General features: G+C 59.1%; 15 protein-coding genes. 7 read left to right on the top strand and 8 right to left on the bottom strand.

Annotation, left to right across the window (positions count from 1 at the left end):
* The 4 genes from PSV43_RS13880 to pyrH form a co-directional block, all read right to left on the bottom strand.
* A partial coding sequence (locus PSV43_RS13880) for a DUF6600 domain-containing protein (RefSeq protein ID WP_300198196.1) occupies window positions 1–705 on the bottom strand: 705 nt, incomplete at its 3' end.
* A gap of 54 nt (window positions 706–759) precedes the next feature.
* Window positions 760–1,437: a UDP-N-acetylglucosamine diphosphorylase gene (locus PSV43_RS13875; RefSeq protein WP_300198193.1), complete on the bottom strand. Its 678-nt coding sequence runs from the start codon at window positions 1,435–1,437 to the stop codon at window positions 760–762.
* A 102-nt stretch (window positions 1,438–1,539) separates the two neighbouring features.
* On the bottom strand, window positions 1,540–2,106 hold the full coding sequence (gene frr / locus PSV43_RS13870) for a ribosome recycling factor (protein WP_300198190.1): 567 nt from the start codon (window positions 2,104–2,106) through the stop codon (window positions 1,540–1,542).
* A gap of 21 nt (window positions 2,107–2,127) precedes the next feature.
* Window positions 2,128–2,865 carry a UMP kinase gene (gene pyrH, locus PSV43_RS13865; RefSeq protein WP_300198187.1) on the bottom strand — a complete coding sequence of 246 codons (738 nt, stop codon included), beginning with the start codon at window positions 2,863–2,865 and terminating at the stop codon, window positions 2,128–2,130.
* A 77-nt stretch (window positions 2,866–2,942) separates the two neighbouring features.
* Here pyrH and PSV43_RS13860 point away from each other — a divergent pair, with 77 nt between their 5' ends.
* Together PSV43_RS13860 and PSV43_RS13855 are read left to right on the top strand one after the other, a co-directional pair.
* Window positions 2,943–4,109: a PLP-dependent aspartate aminotransferase family protein gene (locus tag PSV43_RS13860; protein WP_300198184.1), complete on the top strand. Its 1,167-nt coding sequence runs from the start codon at window positions 2,943–2,945 to the stop codon at window positions 4,107–4,109.
* Window positions 4,106–5,599, top strand: coding sequence for a PLP-dependent transferase (locus PSV43_RS13855; protein ID WP_300198181.1), 1,494 nt, complete (start codon window positions 4,106–4,108; stop codon window positions 5,597–5,599). Before PSV43_RS13860 ends, PSV43_RS13855 begins: the two co-directional genes overlap by 4 nt.
* Before the next feature lie 193 nt (window positions 5,600–5,792).
* On the opposite strand, the gene PSV43_RS13850 is transcribed toward PSV43_RS13855, so the two are convergent.
* Together PSV43_RS13850 and PSV43_RS13845 are read right to left on the bottom strand one after the other, a co-directional pair.
* Window positions 5,793–6,047, bottom strand: a complete 255-nt coding sequence (locus PSV43_RS13850; RefSeq protein WP_300198178.1) for a hypothetical protein — start codon at window positions 6,045–6,047, stop codon at window positions 5,793–5,795.
* A 35-nt stretch (window positions 6,048–6,082) separates the two neighbouring features.
* Entirely contained in the window at window positions 6,083–10,798 is a 4,716-nt protein-coding gene (locus tag PSV43_RS13845) for a PVC-type heme-binding CxxCH protein (RefSeq protein WP_300198175.1), read from the bottom strand.
* A 175-nt stretch (window positions 10,799–10,973) separates the two neighbouring features.
* On the opposite strand from PSV43_RS13845, the gene PSV43_RS13840 reads away from it, so the two are divergent.
* Window positions 10,974–11,360 (top strand): molybdenum cofactor biosynthesis protein MoaE, encoded by a 387-nt coding sequence (locus PSV43_RS13840; RefSeq protein ID WP_300198173.1) that lies wholly within the window; start codon window positions 10,974–10,976, stop codon window positions 11,358–11,360.
* A 1-nt stretch (window position 11,361) separates the two neighbouring features.
* Here PSV43_RS13840 and PSV43_RS13835 read toward each other — a convergent pair whose 3' ends face one another.
* Together PSV43_RS13835 and PSV43_RS13830 are read right to left on the bottom strand one after the other, a co-directional pair.
* Window positions 11,362–11,673: a type II toxin-antitoxin system RelE/ParE family toxin gene (locus PSV43_RS13835; protein WP_300198170.1), complete on the bottom strand. Its 312-nt coding sequence runs from the start codon at window positions 11,671–11,673 to the stop codon at window positions 11,362–11,364.
* Complete coding sequence (locus PSV43_RS13830) at window positions 11,663–11,890, bottom strand: addiction module protein (RefSeq protein WP_300198167.1); 228 nt, start codon at window positions 11,888–11,890, stop codon at window positions 11,663–11,665. Before PSV43_RS13830 ends, PSV43_RS13835 begins: the two co-directional genes overlap by 11 nt.
* A gap of 96 nt (window positions 11,891–11,986) precedes the next feature.
* On the opposite strand from PSV43_RS13830, the gene PSV43_RS13825 reads away from it, so the two are divergent.
* The 4 genes from PSV43_RS13825 to PSV43_RS13810 all read left to right on the top strand — a co-directional run bounded on the left by PSV43_RS13825 (window position 11,987) and on the right by PSV43_RS13810 (window position 15,313).
* Window positions 11,987–13,627 carry a fumarate hydratase gene (locus PSV43_RS13825; protein WP_300198164.1) on the top strand — a complete coding sequence of 547 codons (1,641 nt, stop codon included), beginning with the start codon at window positions 11,987–11,989 and terminating at the stop codon, window positions 13,625–13,627.
* A 4-nt stretch (window positions 13,628–13,631) separates the two neighbouring features.
* Complete coding sequence (locus PSV43_RS13820; RefSeq protein WP_300198161.1) at window positions 13,632–13,904, top strand: hypothetical protein; 273 nt, start codon at window positions 13,632–13,634, stop codon at window positions 13,902–13,904.
* A 138-nt stretch (window positions 13,905–14,042) separates the two neighbouring features.
* Window positions 14,043–14,489 (top strand): IS200/IS605 family transposase, encoded by a 447-nt coding sequence (gene tnpA / locus PSV43_RS13815; protein WP_300198158.1) that lies wholly within the window; start codon window positions 14,043–14,045, stop codon window positions 14,487–14,489.
* Between the two features lie 62 nt (window positions 14,490–14,551).
* Complete coding sequence (locus PSV43_RS13810) at window positions 14,552–15,313, top strand: ThuA domain-containing protein (protein ID WP_300198156.1); 762 nt, start codon at window positions 14,552–14,554, stop codon at window positions 15,311–15,313.
* Window positions 15,314–15,406: the final 93 nt, after the last annotated feature.

Here is a 15,406-nt window from a genome sequence, read left to right as displayed (position 1 = left end):
GCCCGGCTCCGGCGGCAGTGGGGCCCAGCCCACGCAATCGCGGCTTTGACGCCATGCCACCCACGCCGGTGCCCAGTCGCTGCCCGGCACCCAGATCCAGCCGTAGCGCGCCAGATCCACCCAGCGGCCGTAGTGATAGGTCGCCCAGCCAAAAGGCTCGTTCGTCTGCCATGCCCAGCCGAGCGATGACCATACCCAGCAGCCATCCACATAGGGCCGCCAGCCCGCCACGGTGATCGTAGGCCGCCAGCAGTAGCCGTAGCCATTCACCTCAGACCAGTGGCCATAAGGCGCTAGCCCCTCATAGAACACCGAATAATCAGGAGCCGCCATGGGCTGCGGCGCTACATTCTGCGGGGGTGTGACGGCGATTCGCTGGGTGATCGCGTCGCTCTGCTGCCGCGCTGCATCCGCCTGCACACGCAGCTCGTCATTCTGCTGCTTCAGGGCATCCAGTGAACTGCGCAGTTCCGCATTGTCACGCTCCTTGAGGGACTGCGCCATCTCCGCCAGTTGCTTGTCCATTAAGGCCGTCTTCGTTTCAATCTCCAAAGCCTGGCGCTGCAAGGCGTCACGTGCATCAGCAAGCTGGTTGTCCGACTCCACCGCAAGAGGCGCGGCATCTGCAGTCGGCGTGGGTTTGTCACAACTCGCCAGCGACAAGAGGGCTGAAACGACGAAGAGCGGGCGAAAATGGAATTTCATAAACGTGGGATGTTGCTCTGACTCCCACGAGCAGAATTGTATTCAATCCTGCTGCTACCTCCTCCGCTTGACCACCTGCTGCGTCTGCCGCGTCTTAAGCATAAGATCGGCCTCCAGCACACCGCTGAAATGCGACAGCGGATAGATGACACAACGGCGGCCGATGATGCTGCCGGGACTGATCACACTGTTGCAGCCGATCTCGGCGTAATCACCCACGATCGCGCCAAATTTCCGCAGACTGGTGGAAATGACATCCGTGTCAGTCTTGACGGTGACCTCCAGGCGGTCCAGCCGCACATTGGAAAGGATCACACCAGCAGCCAGATGCGCCTTGTGACCGAGGATCGAGTCGCCCACGTAGTTGTAATGTGGGATCTCGCAGCCGTCGAAGACCACGCAGTTCTTGAACTCACAGGAGTTCCCTAGCACACAGCCGTCGCCGATGATCACGTTCTCGCGAATGTAGCAGCCCGCCCGAATCTGGCAGTTGCGGCCGATCCACGCCGGGCCTTTGATCACCGCGCCGGGCTCCAGTGTTGTGCCTTCGTCAATGAACACATCCTCGCCGATGAATGCGCCCGGCGGCACCTGCACGCGAATCTCGCGCTGCAGCCGGAAATCCAGATACGATTCAATCCGCGTCAACGCCGTCCACACGGGCGAGTCATCCGGAAACAGGATGCCATGCTTCGTGTGGGTGAGGTCGAGGTAGTCGCGGGCGGGAAACATCCAAAAAAGTTCCAGGTTTCAGGTTTAAAGTTCCAAGTTTTCAGAGGCACCGTTTCAGCGTGAACTTGAAACTTGAAACCTCAAACTTGAAACCAGATCGGCCTAGACCGTCATGATCTCTTTCTCTTTCGACGCCACATGCTGGTCGATTTCCGCGATCTTCTTGTCCGTCATCACCTGAATTTCCTTCTCCATGCGATGGAGGTCGTCCTCGGTGATGAAGCCTTCCTTCTCACCTTTCTTGATGGTTTCCAGACTGTCACGACGGGCGGAGCGCACGCGAACACGAGCGTCTTCGCCCAAGGTCTTGCACATCTTCACCATCTGCTCGCGGCGTTCGGTGGAAAGGGAAGGAATCGGCAGGCGGATCACCTTGCCTTCAATGCTGCCGTTCAAGCCGAGACGTGATTCACGGATCGCACGGTCGATGTCCTGCAGTGTGGAGGAATCAAAGGGCTCGATGCGGATCAGCCGCGCGTCCGGCGTGGTGATCATCGCAAGCTGCTTCAGCTTCATGTGGCTGCCGTAGCTCATCACATGCACGTCCATGTTTTCCACCAGCGTCGGCGAGGCCTTGCCCGTGCGCACCGTGGCGAATTCGTGGATGGCGTGCTCCACCGCCCTCGTCATGGCCTCTTCGGCCTCCATCATCGTCAGTTCAGGGTCCATATCAGTCTTGTGTTAAATTGTTCAGCCTTTGGCATCGACCATTGTACCAATGTATTCGCCGATGAGAGCCCGGCGGATGTTGTCAGGTTCGTTCATGCTGAAAACGCCGATGGGCATGTTGTTCTCCATGCACAGCGAAAATGCGGTCGAGTCCATCACCTTGAGCTGGCGGGTCAGGCACTCGTGAAAGCTGACGCGTTCATACTTCACCGCGTTGGGGTTCTTGGCCGGATCACAATCGTAGATGCCATCCACCTTCGTGGCCTTGAGCACGATCTCAGCATTGATCTCGCTGGCACGCAGCGCCGCCGTGGTGTCGGTGGAGAAAAAGGGATTGCCCGTTCCGGCGGCGAAGATGACCACACGGCCCAGTTCCAGATGGCGCATCGCTTTGCGGCGGATGAAGGGCTCGGCAACGTTGTCCATCTTGATCGCGCTCTGCACCCGCGTCGGCACATCCATCGCTTCCAGCATGCTCTGCACTGCGAGAGAATTCATCACTGTGGCCAGCATGCCCATGTAGTCAGCCGTCGCACGTTCCATGCCCTTATTGCTGGCCGTCACGCCGCGCCAGAAGTTGCCACCACCCACGACGAGGGCGATTTCCAGGCCGGTCTGGTGCGCCGCTTTGATCTGCGCCGCCATGTCTTCGACGATGGGCGGAGAAATATTGTCATGACTGCCCGGCTCTCTCAGCGCTTCACCGCTGAGTTTGAGCAGAACGCGACGGAATTTTCGAGGAGCAGTGGTGTCGGACATGAAAGATCAGATGATAACTCATAAAGCATGCACGCAGGGGCCTTGCAAAGCTAATTCTGCATGTCACTCATCCCGTTATGAAAGACGACCCTTCCATCCCTGACGACGCACGCTTCGAAACGCGCGCCATTCATGTGGGCCAGGACTACCGCAGCGAGACCGGCGCCGTGATTCCGCCGATCTATATGACCTCGACGTTTGAGAGCGGGAATCCCACCGGCTTTGACTACACCCGTTCCGGCAACCCAAACTTCCGCAACCTCCAGACCACGCTCGCCAGCCTGGAAAACGCGAAGCACAGCACCGTCTTCTCCAGCGGCATCAGCGCCATTTCCGCCATCCTGTTTTCCCTCAAGACGGGGGATACGATCCTCTCTGAGCAGCAGATCTATGGCTGCACCTACCGCATCTTCGAAAAAGTCCTGAAGCGGTTCGGCGTCAAAATCAAATACGCCAACCTCGCCAATCCGGAAAATTACGACCTCATCACGCGGATCAAGCCCGCGCTCGTATGGCTTGAATCACCGACGAATCCGCTGCTGAAAATTCTGGACATCAAGACCATCAGCGAAGCCGCGCACAAGGTGGGTAGTATTGTCGCCATGGACAACACCTTTGCCTCCAGCCTGCTGCAGCAGCCGCTTGATTTGGGTGCCGATCTTTCCCTGCTCAGCACAACCAAGTACACCAATGGTCACAGTGACGCCCTCGGCGGTGCTGTTTGCACCAATTCCGAAGAGTGGCAGGAAAAAATGATCTTCGCCCAGAAGGCCATCGGCCTGCAGCCCAGCCCCTTTGACACCTGGCTCATCTCCCGGGGTGCGAAAACCGAGGCCATCCGCATGGAACGCCACTGCTCCAACGCCCTCGAACTGGCCCAGCGCCTCGAAGGACGCAAAGGCGTCAAGAGCGTCAAATACCCCTTCTTGAAAAGCCATCCGCAGTTCAAGCTCGCCAAAAAGCAGATGTCTGCCGGTGGCGGCATGCTCCTCGCCGATTTCGGCCTCAGCTACGCCGACACCCTCGCCTTCATCCGCCGCCTCCGCCTCTTCACCCAGGCCGAGAGCCTCGGCGGCATCGAAAGCCTCGTCGCCCATCCTGCCAGCATGACCCACGCCTCCATCCCCAAAGACGCCCGCGAAGCCGCCGGCGTCACCGACGGCCTCGTCCGCTTTTCCGTGGGCATCGAGCACGTTGAGGACTTGTGGAAGGACATTGATGCGGCATTAAAGCACCGCAAATGACCGACCTTTTCACCCACCCTCTCTGCAATGCCGAAGACCTTGGCAAGGCGATCCCTGACCACGAACTCGGCGTGTCCGTGTGCCTGCCGCTGTGGGAGCATGTGATCGGCTATGAGGAAGGTGATCAGGCAATCGTCGCGAAATTCAAATCCGGCTACCCACGCTTCTGCTGCCCACCGGCCATCTCCCGCCTGTTTGCCGCAGCGGAAAAGGAATTCGCCGCCGCGGGCGAGCGCTGCCTCGTCTTTCCCCGCGTCGTGCACGCGGAGCGCTGTGTGAAGTTCATCGGCACCGGCCGCGCCATCGAATGGACCGCCCATCAGCTCGGAGTCGCCGTCTTTCCAGCCGACAGCTACGTGCAGGCCCGCAAGTTCTGGCGCTTCTGCGGCGAATGCGTGAGCACCCGCCAAGCCTGCGATGCCCTCGGCGAACACCCGAGCACCGCAAGTGCTGAAGAAGGCAAAGCCGCCAACCGCACCATCCGCGAGCGCATCGCGCAACTCGCCGGACAGCAGCCGGAAGACGTCTTTCTCTTCCCCTCCGGCATGGCCGCAAACTTCGCCGTGCATCGCATGCTCACGCAGCTTTTCCCAGACCGCAAAACCGTACAGCTCGACTTCCCGTATGTCGATGTGCTCAAGCTCCAGCAGTTCTTCGGCACCGGCGTGCATTTCCTGCCCCTCATCAAGGACAGCGAGTACGACGATCTGCGCACGCTGCTGCAAAGCGAACCACTCGCCGGTATCTTCTGCGAAGCCCCGAGTAATCCCTTGCTCCGCTGCGTCGATTTCGAACGCCTCCTCGCCATCCGTGCCACCGCACAACCCGGCGTCCCGATCATCATCGACGACACCATTTCCACCGTCGCAGATGTGAATGCACATCGCGTGGCCGATGTCGTCACCACCAGCCTGACCAAGAGCTTCTCCGGCGTGGGCGATGTCCTCGCCGGCAGCGTGGTGCTCAATCGCAACTCGCCCCATCACGCCGCCTTCTCCGCCTTCCTGACCGCCCATGCAGATCACGAACTCTGGCGCGGCGATGCCGTGGCGCTGGAACTCAACAGCCGTGATTTCCCACAGCGCGCCGCCAAAATGAGCCGCAACGCCCAGGCGCTCGCCGATCATCTGCGCACGCATCCCCAAGTGGACCGCGTCTGGCACGCGAGCCATGAAGGCGGCAGCGGCTACGAGCACATCCGCCGTGAAAACGGCGGCTACGGCTGCCTGTTCTCCTTCACCCTCAAAAACCCGGAGCAAACGAGCCCGAAGTTCTACGATGCCCTGCGCGCCTGCAAAGGCCCCAGCCTCGGCACGAACTTCACCCTCGTCTGCCCTTACACCCTGCTCGCCCACTACGAAGAACTCGACTGGGCCGAGTCCTGCGGCGTCAGCCGCTGGCTCATCCGCGTGTCCGCCGGCCTCGAAGACACGCAGGATTTGATCGCACGATTTGACGAAGCGCTAGCGGCTGCGGAACTCGGGCCGTAGGCTGGGTGTGTTTGGCGCGCTGTGCTTTTTTATCACCCACAGACAGCTTCGCCAAACCGCCCGGCTGCTGGGAGGCACCGAACCTCCTGGACATTTCCACACGCTCGAAGACGGGCGGGCTGTCGCCACACCCAACCCATAAGTCAACAGGCGCGTGCGAGGAGCAGGCAAACATGCCTGTGGTCAAAAAGGTCTATTTCCTCCTCCGCCACCAATAGCTCACAAAGTGCCCCAGCCCGCTGAACTTGAACTGTGGATCGACCCAGCGCTCGATCACGTAAAACGCAAAGTAATACGCCCTGCAAAATCCCCACACGCACAGCGCCAGCAGCAGCGCCGTCCGCCAGCTCCAGTTCTCCACCAGCAGGATGGCAGCTGACATCAGACCGATCAGCAGAAACAGCCAGCCTTTGAGCCACATGCCGCGGGTGGATTGGAGATCGCGCATAGTTATTTCAGTTTCGGTATTCAGTAGTGCCAACGTCACTTCTTCTCCAGCCGCACATAATCCAGCCCCACCATGTATCCCGGCGCTGCATCCGCATGCTTGCCTGCAATCGTGATCGTCATCTGATGCTCGCCAGCGCCCAACTCATGCGTGCCCCAGTCCAGCTCATCGCTGTTGATGACTTTGGGCCCGTTGTAGCCGTCCCAACACGTGACGATAGGCTTATCGTCAAGCGCCACGTCGATGATGCCATAATCACGCGCCATCGTAAGCGCAGCTTTGAGCTCGTAATTCCCCTTCTCCGACACCGGCAGCGCCAGCGTCAGTTTCTGCCCGGGTTTCGCGCCGGTCCACCAGAGCTGCGAGCCACCGCTCCACTTGCCGCCAAAGCTACCCATGCCCTGCGACTTCGCATTGCCGCCAGTCTTGGCGAGAACCTTCAGCGCTTCGCCTTCCAGTGCTCCGGGTAGTGTAGTCCCAGCTTTCCCGTCCTTCGTAGCCTTGGCGGAGAAGGAAGCCTGTCCGGCAGCCCCGCTTTGCAGATACTTCACCAGATCAATCACCAGCTCCGGCTTCAGCGCATCAAACAACCCCTCCGGCATCGTGCTATACTTCGACACCTCACGCTTGGCGATGTCCGGCTTGGGCAAGGTAAACTCCACCCCGCCCATCATCGCGATCTTCACCGCCACAGGGCTTTCCTCCTTGATGACCCCGCCCATCACGCGCCCATCCTTCATGGTGAAAAGATTGAGCTGATACGCCTTGCCGATCACCGCATTCGGATCGAGCACGTTTTCGAGCAGGTAATTCAAATCAGCGCGATTGCTCCCCGTGATGTCCGGCCCCACGCTCTGCCCTTCGCCAAACAGCTTGTGACACTGCCCGCAGGTCGCAGCGAAGAGCATCTTGCCCTTCACCAGATCACCCTTCGCCAAAGCGGCGGGCGTCAGCAGTTCCCGATACTTCTTCGTGCGCTCGCCAAGATCCGCCTTCGGCGCGTTCACATCGCCCCAGGCCGATTTGATCAGCGCATTGATCTCCTTGTCATCAAAGGCCGTCAGCTGGCGAACCAGAAAAGGTGAAAGCGCCGTGGCAGGCACCGCCTTGGCCTCAACGGCCTTGAGCAGCTCCTTGGAGCCTTCCTTCGTCGAAGCGAGCGTGTTAACCGCATCAGGCAGTTCATTGGCAGAAAACTTGGGCAGCAGCGCCCCGAGCACCTTCGGCGTTCCCACGTCCTTGAACGAAGCCAGTGCCTGAATCGCCTTCCTCCTCAGCGAAGCCGGAGCGTCCTGCGTGAGGATCTGCTGCAAGAGTTTCGCACTGGCCCCATCGCCCGTCTGAATGAGAACGCCAAGCGCCTTCTCGCGCTCATTCACCGGAGCGCTGGCAAGTGCCAGCCGCTCACGGAAAGTTTGCAGTGCCTCCGCATCCCCAAACAACGCCGAAAGTTCGGTCACCAGCTGTTCCGCAGTCCCGGCTTTAGCCGGTCCGCCTGCCTTGAGCTTCACCGCAGTCGTGGCCCAGTCCGGCGGCATGGTCAGCTTGCCTGCACCGCGGGCACTGCTCAAGATCATCCCCAGCGTCGCCTCACGCTTCGCCGCATCCGACTCCTTCGTGAGTCCAGAAAGCATCGAAGCCCGCCCCGCATCATCCGACGACAAGCGACGATAAATAAACTCCGTCACCTTCGGCAGCTTCGACACCCGCGCGAGTTCCAGCCCCACCTTCGGATCAGCCCCCACAACCGGCTCAATCCCATACCAGATCAGCAGCGGAATCATCGGGTCGTCCTTGTCCTCGCCGTGGGCAAGGAGGGATTTGGCAAGGGCAATCGCGGTTGCTGGTCGCAGGCGCGGGAGGGAAGAAGCGAGTTCACGCCGTACCAAGGGGGATTTGTCCGTAACAGCCAGGTTCTGACGTATGGCGATGAATTCATCTGGGTGACGAAGACGGACTGACCAAGCCCGCATGGCATCATGGGGAGATTCAAAAGCAGATTTAACGTTCACATTCCCCAAGCTGACATGAACTGCCCACAGTTTACGAAGGCGAATCGTTACAGGAGTGTCGTCTTTGGAGTCAAATTCCAAAAGAGAAAGGGCGGCGGCCTTCGAGAGCCGGTGAAAATCGTAAGTGCTCGAAACGCGCTCCATCAGCACCCTCCTCGCCATGCGCGAGAACCACTCGTTCTCCGACTGCACCGCCAGCTTCGCCAACGTCTCATCACTCTCCTTTGCCAAATCACCCTTCCATGGTTTCCAGCCGTCGTAGCTAATCCGATAAATCCGCCCGTTGCTGCGATCCCAGTTCTCCACCGCATTACTGCCACGATGGCAGATCTGTTCATCGCTCCAGTCGCTGACATACAGCGCACCATCAGGCCCCACCTTCTGCGTCACGGGAATGAAGTGCATGTCGTTTGCGCGCATGAAGTCACTGCCGTGCTTGCCAACATAAGTACTCGCATGAGGATCGGTGTAATTGGTCACCAGTCGGTGCCCATGCAGGTTGCCGAAGATCAGTTGATTGCGGTACGTCGGCGGAAAGAGACTGCTCTGATAAATAGCGAGTCCGCAATGCGCATGCCCACCGCCCAGCGCATTCGTGTCATCGTTGGCGAGACCGGCACCCGTGGACTTATCGAAGTTAATGTTGGGACGCAGGCTGCCCGCATAGTGCGCGTGGTCCGCAATAGTCTTGATGTCCTCATACGTGTAAGGATTGAAGTGTTGCCCGGCCTGCCGCTGGTAACGCCCACCCGGCACGATGTGGTAAAGATGCGGGATGACGCAGGCGGTCACGAAAAACTCGCCGTGCTGGTCGTAATCCAACCCCCAGGGATTGCTCGTGCCCTCAGCGAAAATTTCAAACTCATGCCGCACGGGATGATAACGCCAGATGCCAGCGTTGATGGGCTTGCGCTGATCATCCGGTGTACCGGGCTTGCCGACACGGCTGTGCGTGAAGACACCGTGGCAGCCGTAAAGCCAGCCGTCCGGGCCCCAGATGAAACTGTTCAGCGTCTCGTGCGTGTCCTGGCTTCCCCAGCCGTCGAGCAGGACATAGGCAGTGAAGTTGAGGCCGGGAACCTTGGGACGCTGATCCGCCGGATCGGACGGATCAGGCTGATCGTTTTTGTCTTTGTCCGGAATAAACATCAAATACGGCGCCGCACCGACCCACACACCGCCGAATCCCAGCTCAATCCCACTGACAAGATTCAGCCCTTCACAAAAAATCTTCTTCGTCTCAAAAACCCCATCGCCATCTTTGTCCTCGAGAATCTTGATCCGGTCCTGCCCAGCACCCACCTCACGCGGTTTCGGGTAGCTGTTTCCCTCCACCACCCAGATGCGCCCACGTTCATCAAACGTGAAGGCAATCGGCTGCACAAGATCCGGCTCGCTCGCAATGAGTTCCGCTTTGAAGCCGCCGGGAAGCTGAAGCGCCTTCAGCGCCTCCTGCGGTGACAGACCTTTCGAATAATCCTTCTGCGCCATGAGAGCCGGGCCGTACATCTTCTTCGGCGTCAGGTTCGCTGTCGTCTCTTTCCGCTCCTGCGTGAGGACGAACACCCCCGCCTTATTTCCCACCACGATGTCAGGCAGCTTGTCCCCGTTCACATCACCCACCTGCACATCCACACCCACGCCGCTTTCAGCATCGACAAGATGCGGCACAAAATCCACGCCACCCTTGTCATCGCGCTTGGTTTGATACCAGTAGATGACACGTGCCCCGCGCTCATCAGGATCGTGTCCGTTGTGCGCCCAGTAGCGCTTGCCGGTCACGATGTCCTTCACGCCGTCGCCATCCATGTCAGCGAGATACGCCGCATGCGGCTGCGAGAAAACAATGCCGTACTCATTGTCCTGCGGCTGCTCGCTTGCCAGCATCACGCGCGTCCAGTTCGGTTTGTCCGGCGCAGGCTTGTTCTGCAAATACACCGCCACGCCATACCGATGCGCCGCCAGACTCGTGAACACATCGTTCGTCCCGTTCCCATCAAAATCATACGCAAACATCTGCGCACCACCACCCACACCAGCCGCGAAGTTATGCTGCGCCCAAGGAGCCGGACTTGCCAAGTCCGGTCTGGAGCTTGCGACCCCCTTCCGTCCATTCTCCCACCACCGCCGCGCCTCCAGCAAATCCATCTTCCCATCCCCATTCACGTCACCAACACCAAGGCCATGCGTGAATTTCGCGACCTTCATGTCGTCGCTCACAGCGATGAAGGGCCACTTCTCTGTCGGTTTTTCCCAATTCGGCGCAAACCAGCCAAACTTGCCCCCAGTGCTGCACACGATCTCCGGTTTGCCATCGCCAGTAATGTCGGTGAAGACGGGAGATTCGTTGTCCACCACGTCGGCGACGATGTGCATCGCCCACGGCTTGTCATCATGCGTACCGGAATTCACATAAAGCCGCGCCTCCTTGCCCGGAAACCCAAGAATCAGAATGTCATTCTTCTGGTCCGCATTGAAGTCCTGCACATAGGCAAAGAAGTTGTCCGAGTAGCCATTGATGCTGAAAATCTTCGGCTCGTAGTAGGCGTGCTTCTTCTCAAACCTCGGCCCCTCCCACCAGAACGGCCCGGACACGACGTCCGGTTTGCCATCACCATTGATGTCGCCGATGGCAGCACCCTCAGAATAAAAGTCACCGTGCAGTTGCTGGCGCTTCCAGGTGATCTGAGTCTCCGCATGGAGCTGGGCGGCGAGAAGAAGGAAAAGCAGGCGTTTCATGGTCGGAGGACACAAACGCTATCAGAAACCCATGCCAGCAGACAAGTTTTATGAGGAATCGGCCATGGAGATACCGCGACGGCGTCGTTTTTCACCATAGAGAAACACCAAGATATGAATTCAGAACTCTGTGCCTCTCGGTGAACTCTGTGGTAGTTCTTTGACCTTCCCCACCATGCCTCCCGCCTGCTTCATCCTCTCCGCAGACCCCATCCAGATCGCCCCCACCGTATTCAAAGCCGGTGAAGGTGCCGAGGCGCAGTTCCTCGGCGTCGTGCGTGGCATGGAGGATGACAAAATCATCTCAGGCATCGACTACAGCGCCTACCTGCCGATGGCAGAAAAAACGCTGCAGGACCTCGTCGCACGCGGCCAGCGCGAGCACGGCCCGCACCGCGTCTTCATCCAGCACCGCCTCGGCTTCGTCGCCGCAGAGCAGCCCAGTATCATCATCCGCGTATGCACCAAACACAGCGCGGAGTCCTTTGACCTCTGCCACTGGTATTTGAAAGAGATCAAAACCAGCGTGCCCATCTGGAAGAAGCCTGTCTTTGCGGAGTGAATCACAGATCGTTCAGCCGAAGCCGGAGCAGTTCCGGGTCTTGCCGCATGTCGATCAAAGCATGGATCATGATGCGACGGACTTCTGCGACATAGAAAATGCCGAATCGCTTTCCAGGTCCGGTTAGCAACCTGCGGATGCGTTGTGTTCCATGCACCTTCGACCCTAACGCGGGATATTCTCGCAGCAAGCTCAAGACACGCTTCAGCGGCTCCCTTAGCACCTTAATGGCGAGATCGTGGTCCCCCACTTGTTCATAGATTCGGAGCAAATCAGCCTCCGCTCCCGCAGTCCACACAATTTCATGCGCCACGGCCTGCGAAGATACGGGACTGCACTTCCTCCCAAGTCGAAACAGCCTGCGGATTGGCCGCGTGAGCAGCGAGGCGCTGATCTAGCAGATCCATGATTGCGGCATCGACCACTACTTCACCGTCCTCGCTATCGGCAGAGTACAAGAGCTCCTCAGCCAGCTGCCGTTTGTCGTGGGAACTGAGCTCCAAAACGGCGGGCAGGGTTTCCAGAATCATAGTGGGAGTTTATCTCTTCCGGCACCGCCTGACAACGTGCAAAATGCTCCTTTCCGTCGTTGCCCGAACTCGTATCCCTTTCAAACTCCCCTACCCATGCCCACGCCCCCCTTTCACTACCAGGAACTCTTCGAACTCGGCACCGACGACACCGAATACCGTCTGCTGACCAAGGAACACGTCTCCGTGCAGACATTTGGCAAGAAGGAAGTGCTCGTCGTGGATCCCGCAGCTCTGACCCTGCTGGCCAACCAGGCCTTTCACGACATCAATTTCTTCCTCCGGCCCAAGCACCTCAAACAGGTCGCCGCCATCCTCGATGACCCCGAAGCCAGCGAGAACGACCGCATGGTCGCGCTCACCCTGCTCAAAAACGCCGACGTGGCCTCCGCCGGCCTGCTGCCCTTCTGCCAGGACACCGGCACCGCCATCATCATGGGCAAGAAAGGCCAGCAGGTATGGACCGGCGGTGGCGATGAAGCAGCACTCTCCAAAGGCGTCTATCTCGCCTACACCGAGAACAACCTGCGCTACTCGCAAAACGCCGCGCTGAACATGTTCGATGAGAAGAACACCGGCACCAATCTCCCCGCGCAGCTCGACATCTACGCCACCGAAGGCGACGCCTACAAATTCCTCTTCATCGCCAAAGGCGGTGGCTCGGCGAACAAGGCCTTCCTGTATCAAGAAACCCGCGCCGTGCTCAATCCCAAGAGCATCGTGAAGTTTCTCAGCGACAAGATGATGTCACTCGGCACTGCCGCGTGCCCACCCTATCATCTGACCTTCGTCATCGGCGGCACCTCCGCTGAAGCGACCATGAAGCACGTCAAACTGGCCTCCACCAAGTACTACGACAACCTTCCCACCACCGGCAACGAACACGGCCGCGCCTTCCGCGATATCGAACTCGAAGCAGAGATGCTTCAAGCCGCGCGCGACTGCGGCATCGGCGCACAGTTTGGCGGCAAATACTTCGCGCTCGATGTCCGCATCGTCCGCCTGCCACGCCACGGTGCCTCCTTGCCCATCGGCATCGGCGTCTCCTGTTCCGCCGACCGTCAGGCCAAAGGCAAGATCACCAAGGATGGCGTCTTCATCGAGAAGCTCGAAACCAATCCCCTGCCCTACATTCCCGAAGAGCTGCGCCACCGCAAAGACACCAACGCCGTACGCATCGACACCAACCGTCCGATGGCCGAGATCCGCGCCGAGCTCAGCAAGTACCCCACCACCACCCGCCTGCTCATCAACGGCCCCATCATCGTCGCCCGCGACATCGCGCACGCGAAACTCAAGGAACTGCTCGATGCCGGCAAGCCCCTGCCCGATTACTTCAAGAACCACCCCGTTTACTACGCCGGCCCGGCCAAAACACCCGCCGGCATGCCCAGCGGCAGCTTCGGCCCCACCACGGCGGGACGCATGGACAGCTACGTCGATCTCTTCCAAAGCCACGGCGGCAGCATGGTCATGATCGCCAAGGGCAATCGCGGCCAGCAGGTCACCGACGCCTGCAAAAAGCACGGCGGCTTCTACCTCGGCAGCATCGGCGGCCCCGCCGCCATCCTCGCCAAGGAAAACATCAAAAAAGTCGAAGTCGTCGAGTTCGCCGAACTCGGCATGGAAGCCATCTGGAAGATCGAAGTCGAAGACTTCCCCGCCTTCATCCTTATCGATGACAAAGGAAACGACTTCTTCCAAACCGTCGGCCCAGGCTGCTCGGTGAAGCATTGAGTACATGAATCCACCGCCCGCACAAATCGACGGTGCCACGGTCATTGAATGGGCGTGGTCAGAACCGGAGCCTTTTGGCGAAGTCCCTGTCAATTCAACCGGCCCTATTTTCGGGCTGGCAATTGCGAAGTATGATGACGCCGAAGGGATTTATCGTTTTTCCTGTGACCGTGATTGGTCTTGTGTACAAGACGAATTCTATAATTCCGCTGAGGAAGCCAAGGAGCAACTCCCTGAGCAATATCGAAGAGTTGCAGCTATCTGGAGGTCGTTATAACGACTTTCCCCGAGCCGGAGGCTCGAAAGAAATTAGCCGGTGGTGAAGGGAGCGTAGCGACCGGGAACCACCGGACCATCGCCATCGCCCCACGTATCCGAATGTTGCGCTCCGGCAGGAGCGCGAGATGCTACCGCCATGCCCTCGACGCATCTCTCGTTGCACTACCATCTCGTATTCAGCACGAAAAACCGTGAGCCCTGGCTGGCTCCCACTGCGCGGAAACGCGTCCATGAATACATCGGTGGCACGATTCGAAACATGAACGGCATCGCACATGCCGTCGGTGGCATTGGCGATCATGTTCATGCTGCGGTGGGTTTGCGGGCGACGCATTGTCTGGCGGATGTCATGCGGGATATTAAAAGCGAGTCATCACGCTGGATTCATGAGGAATTGCGGCTGGCCGGGTTCGCGTGGCAGGAGGGTTATGGCGCATTCACGTTTGCAGCACCGGATTTGGAAGCTGTCCGTGCGTATGTGCTGAATCAGGAAGAGCATCATCGCGTGAAGACGTTTCAGGAAGAGTATGTCGCAATGTTACAACGCGGCATGGTGGAGTACGACGAACGTTTTTTGTGGTGAGCCCGAAGACGCTGGCCGAAACTCAGCGTTTAAATCCTCCCCCAGCAGCGTTTCCATCACCCATGCAAACCACCCCCATCCGCGTCACCATCTGGAACGAATTCGTCCACGAACGGCAAAATCCCACCGTCGCGGCCATCTATCCCAACGGCATTCATGGCGCACTGGCAGAGGCTCTTTCAAAGCACGGCGATTTCCACGTTCACACCGCCACGCTCGATGAACCGGAGCAAGGTCTCCCCTCAGTCGTGCTGGATCAAACCGACGTCCTGCTCTGGTGGGGCCATGCCGCGCATGATCAGGTGAGCGATGAACTCGTCACCCGCGTGCAAGAGCGCGTGCTCGCCGGCATGGGTCTCATCGTGCTGCACTCCGGGCATTTCTCCAAAATCTTCAAGCGCCTCATGGGCACCAGCTGCGCCCTCTGCTGGCGCGAAGCGGGCGAGCGGGAGCGCGTGTGGAAGATCAATCCAGGACATCCCATCGCCGCAGGCATCGGCGACTGCATCGAGATCGAGCAATCAGAAATGTATGGCGAGCCCTTTGGCATTCCGACACCGGACGAATTGATCTTCGTCTCCTGGTTTCAAGGCGGCGAAGTCATGCGCAGCGGAGCCACGTGGACGCGTGGCAGCGGCCGCATCTTCTACTTCAGCCCCGGCCATGAAGTGTATCCCATCTACCACCTGCCCGACGTGCAGCGCATCATCGCCAACGGCATCCGTTGGGCACGCCCGCAGGGACCAGCCGCAAACACCCCACGCCATGTCCCAGTGGAGCAGGCCCGTGAAAAGATCGAGTCACGCGGCGGCACCGTCCATTAAGCCCAGGAGGTTAGGCCTCCGGCCTGACAACGGACTGAGGCGTCCCGCCTTCAGTTTCTCTGATCAAAGTCAGAGCCCCCGCAATTCCTTGCC

Origin of the sequence: Prosthecobacter sp., from assembly GCF_029946185.1 — a bacterium.
Classification (GTDB): domain Bacteria; phylum Verrucomicrobiota; class Verrucomicrobiia; order Verrucomicrobiales; family Verrucomicrobiaceae; genus Prosthecobacter.
Note: the sequence above shows the minus strand (reverse complement) of the source record. Positions and strands in the feature narration are given on the sequence as shown.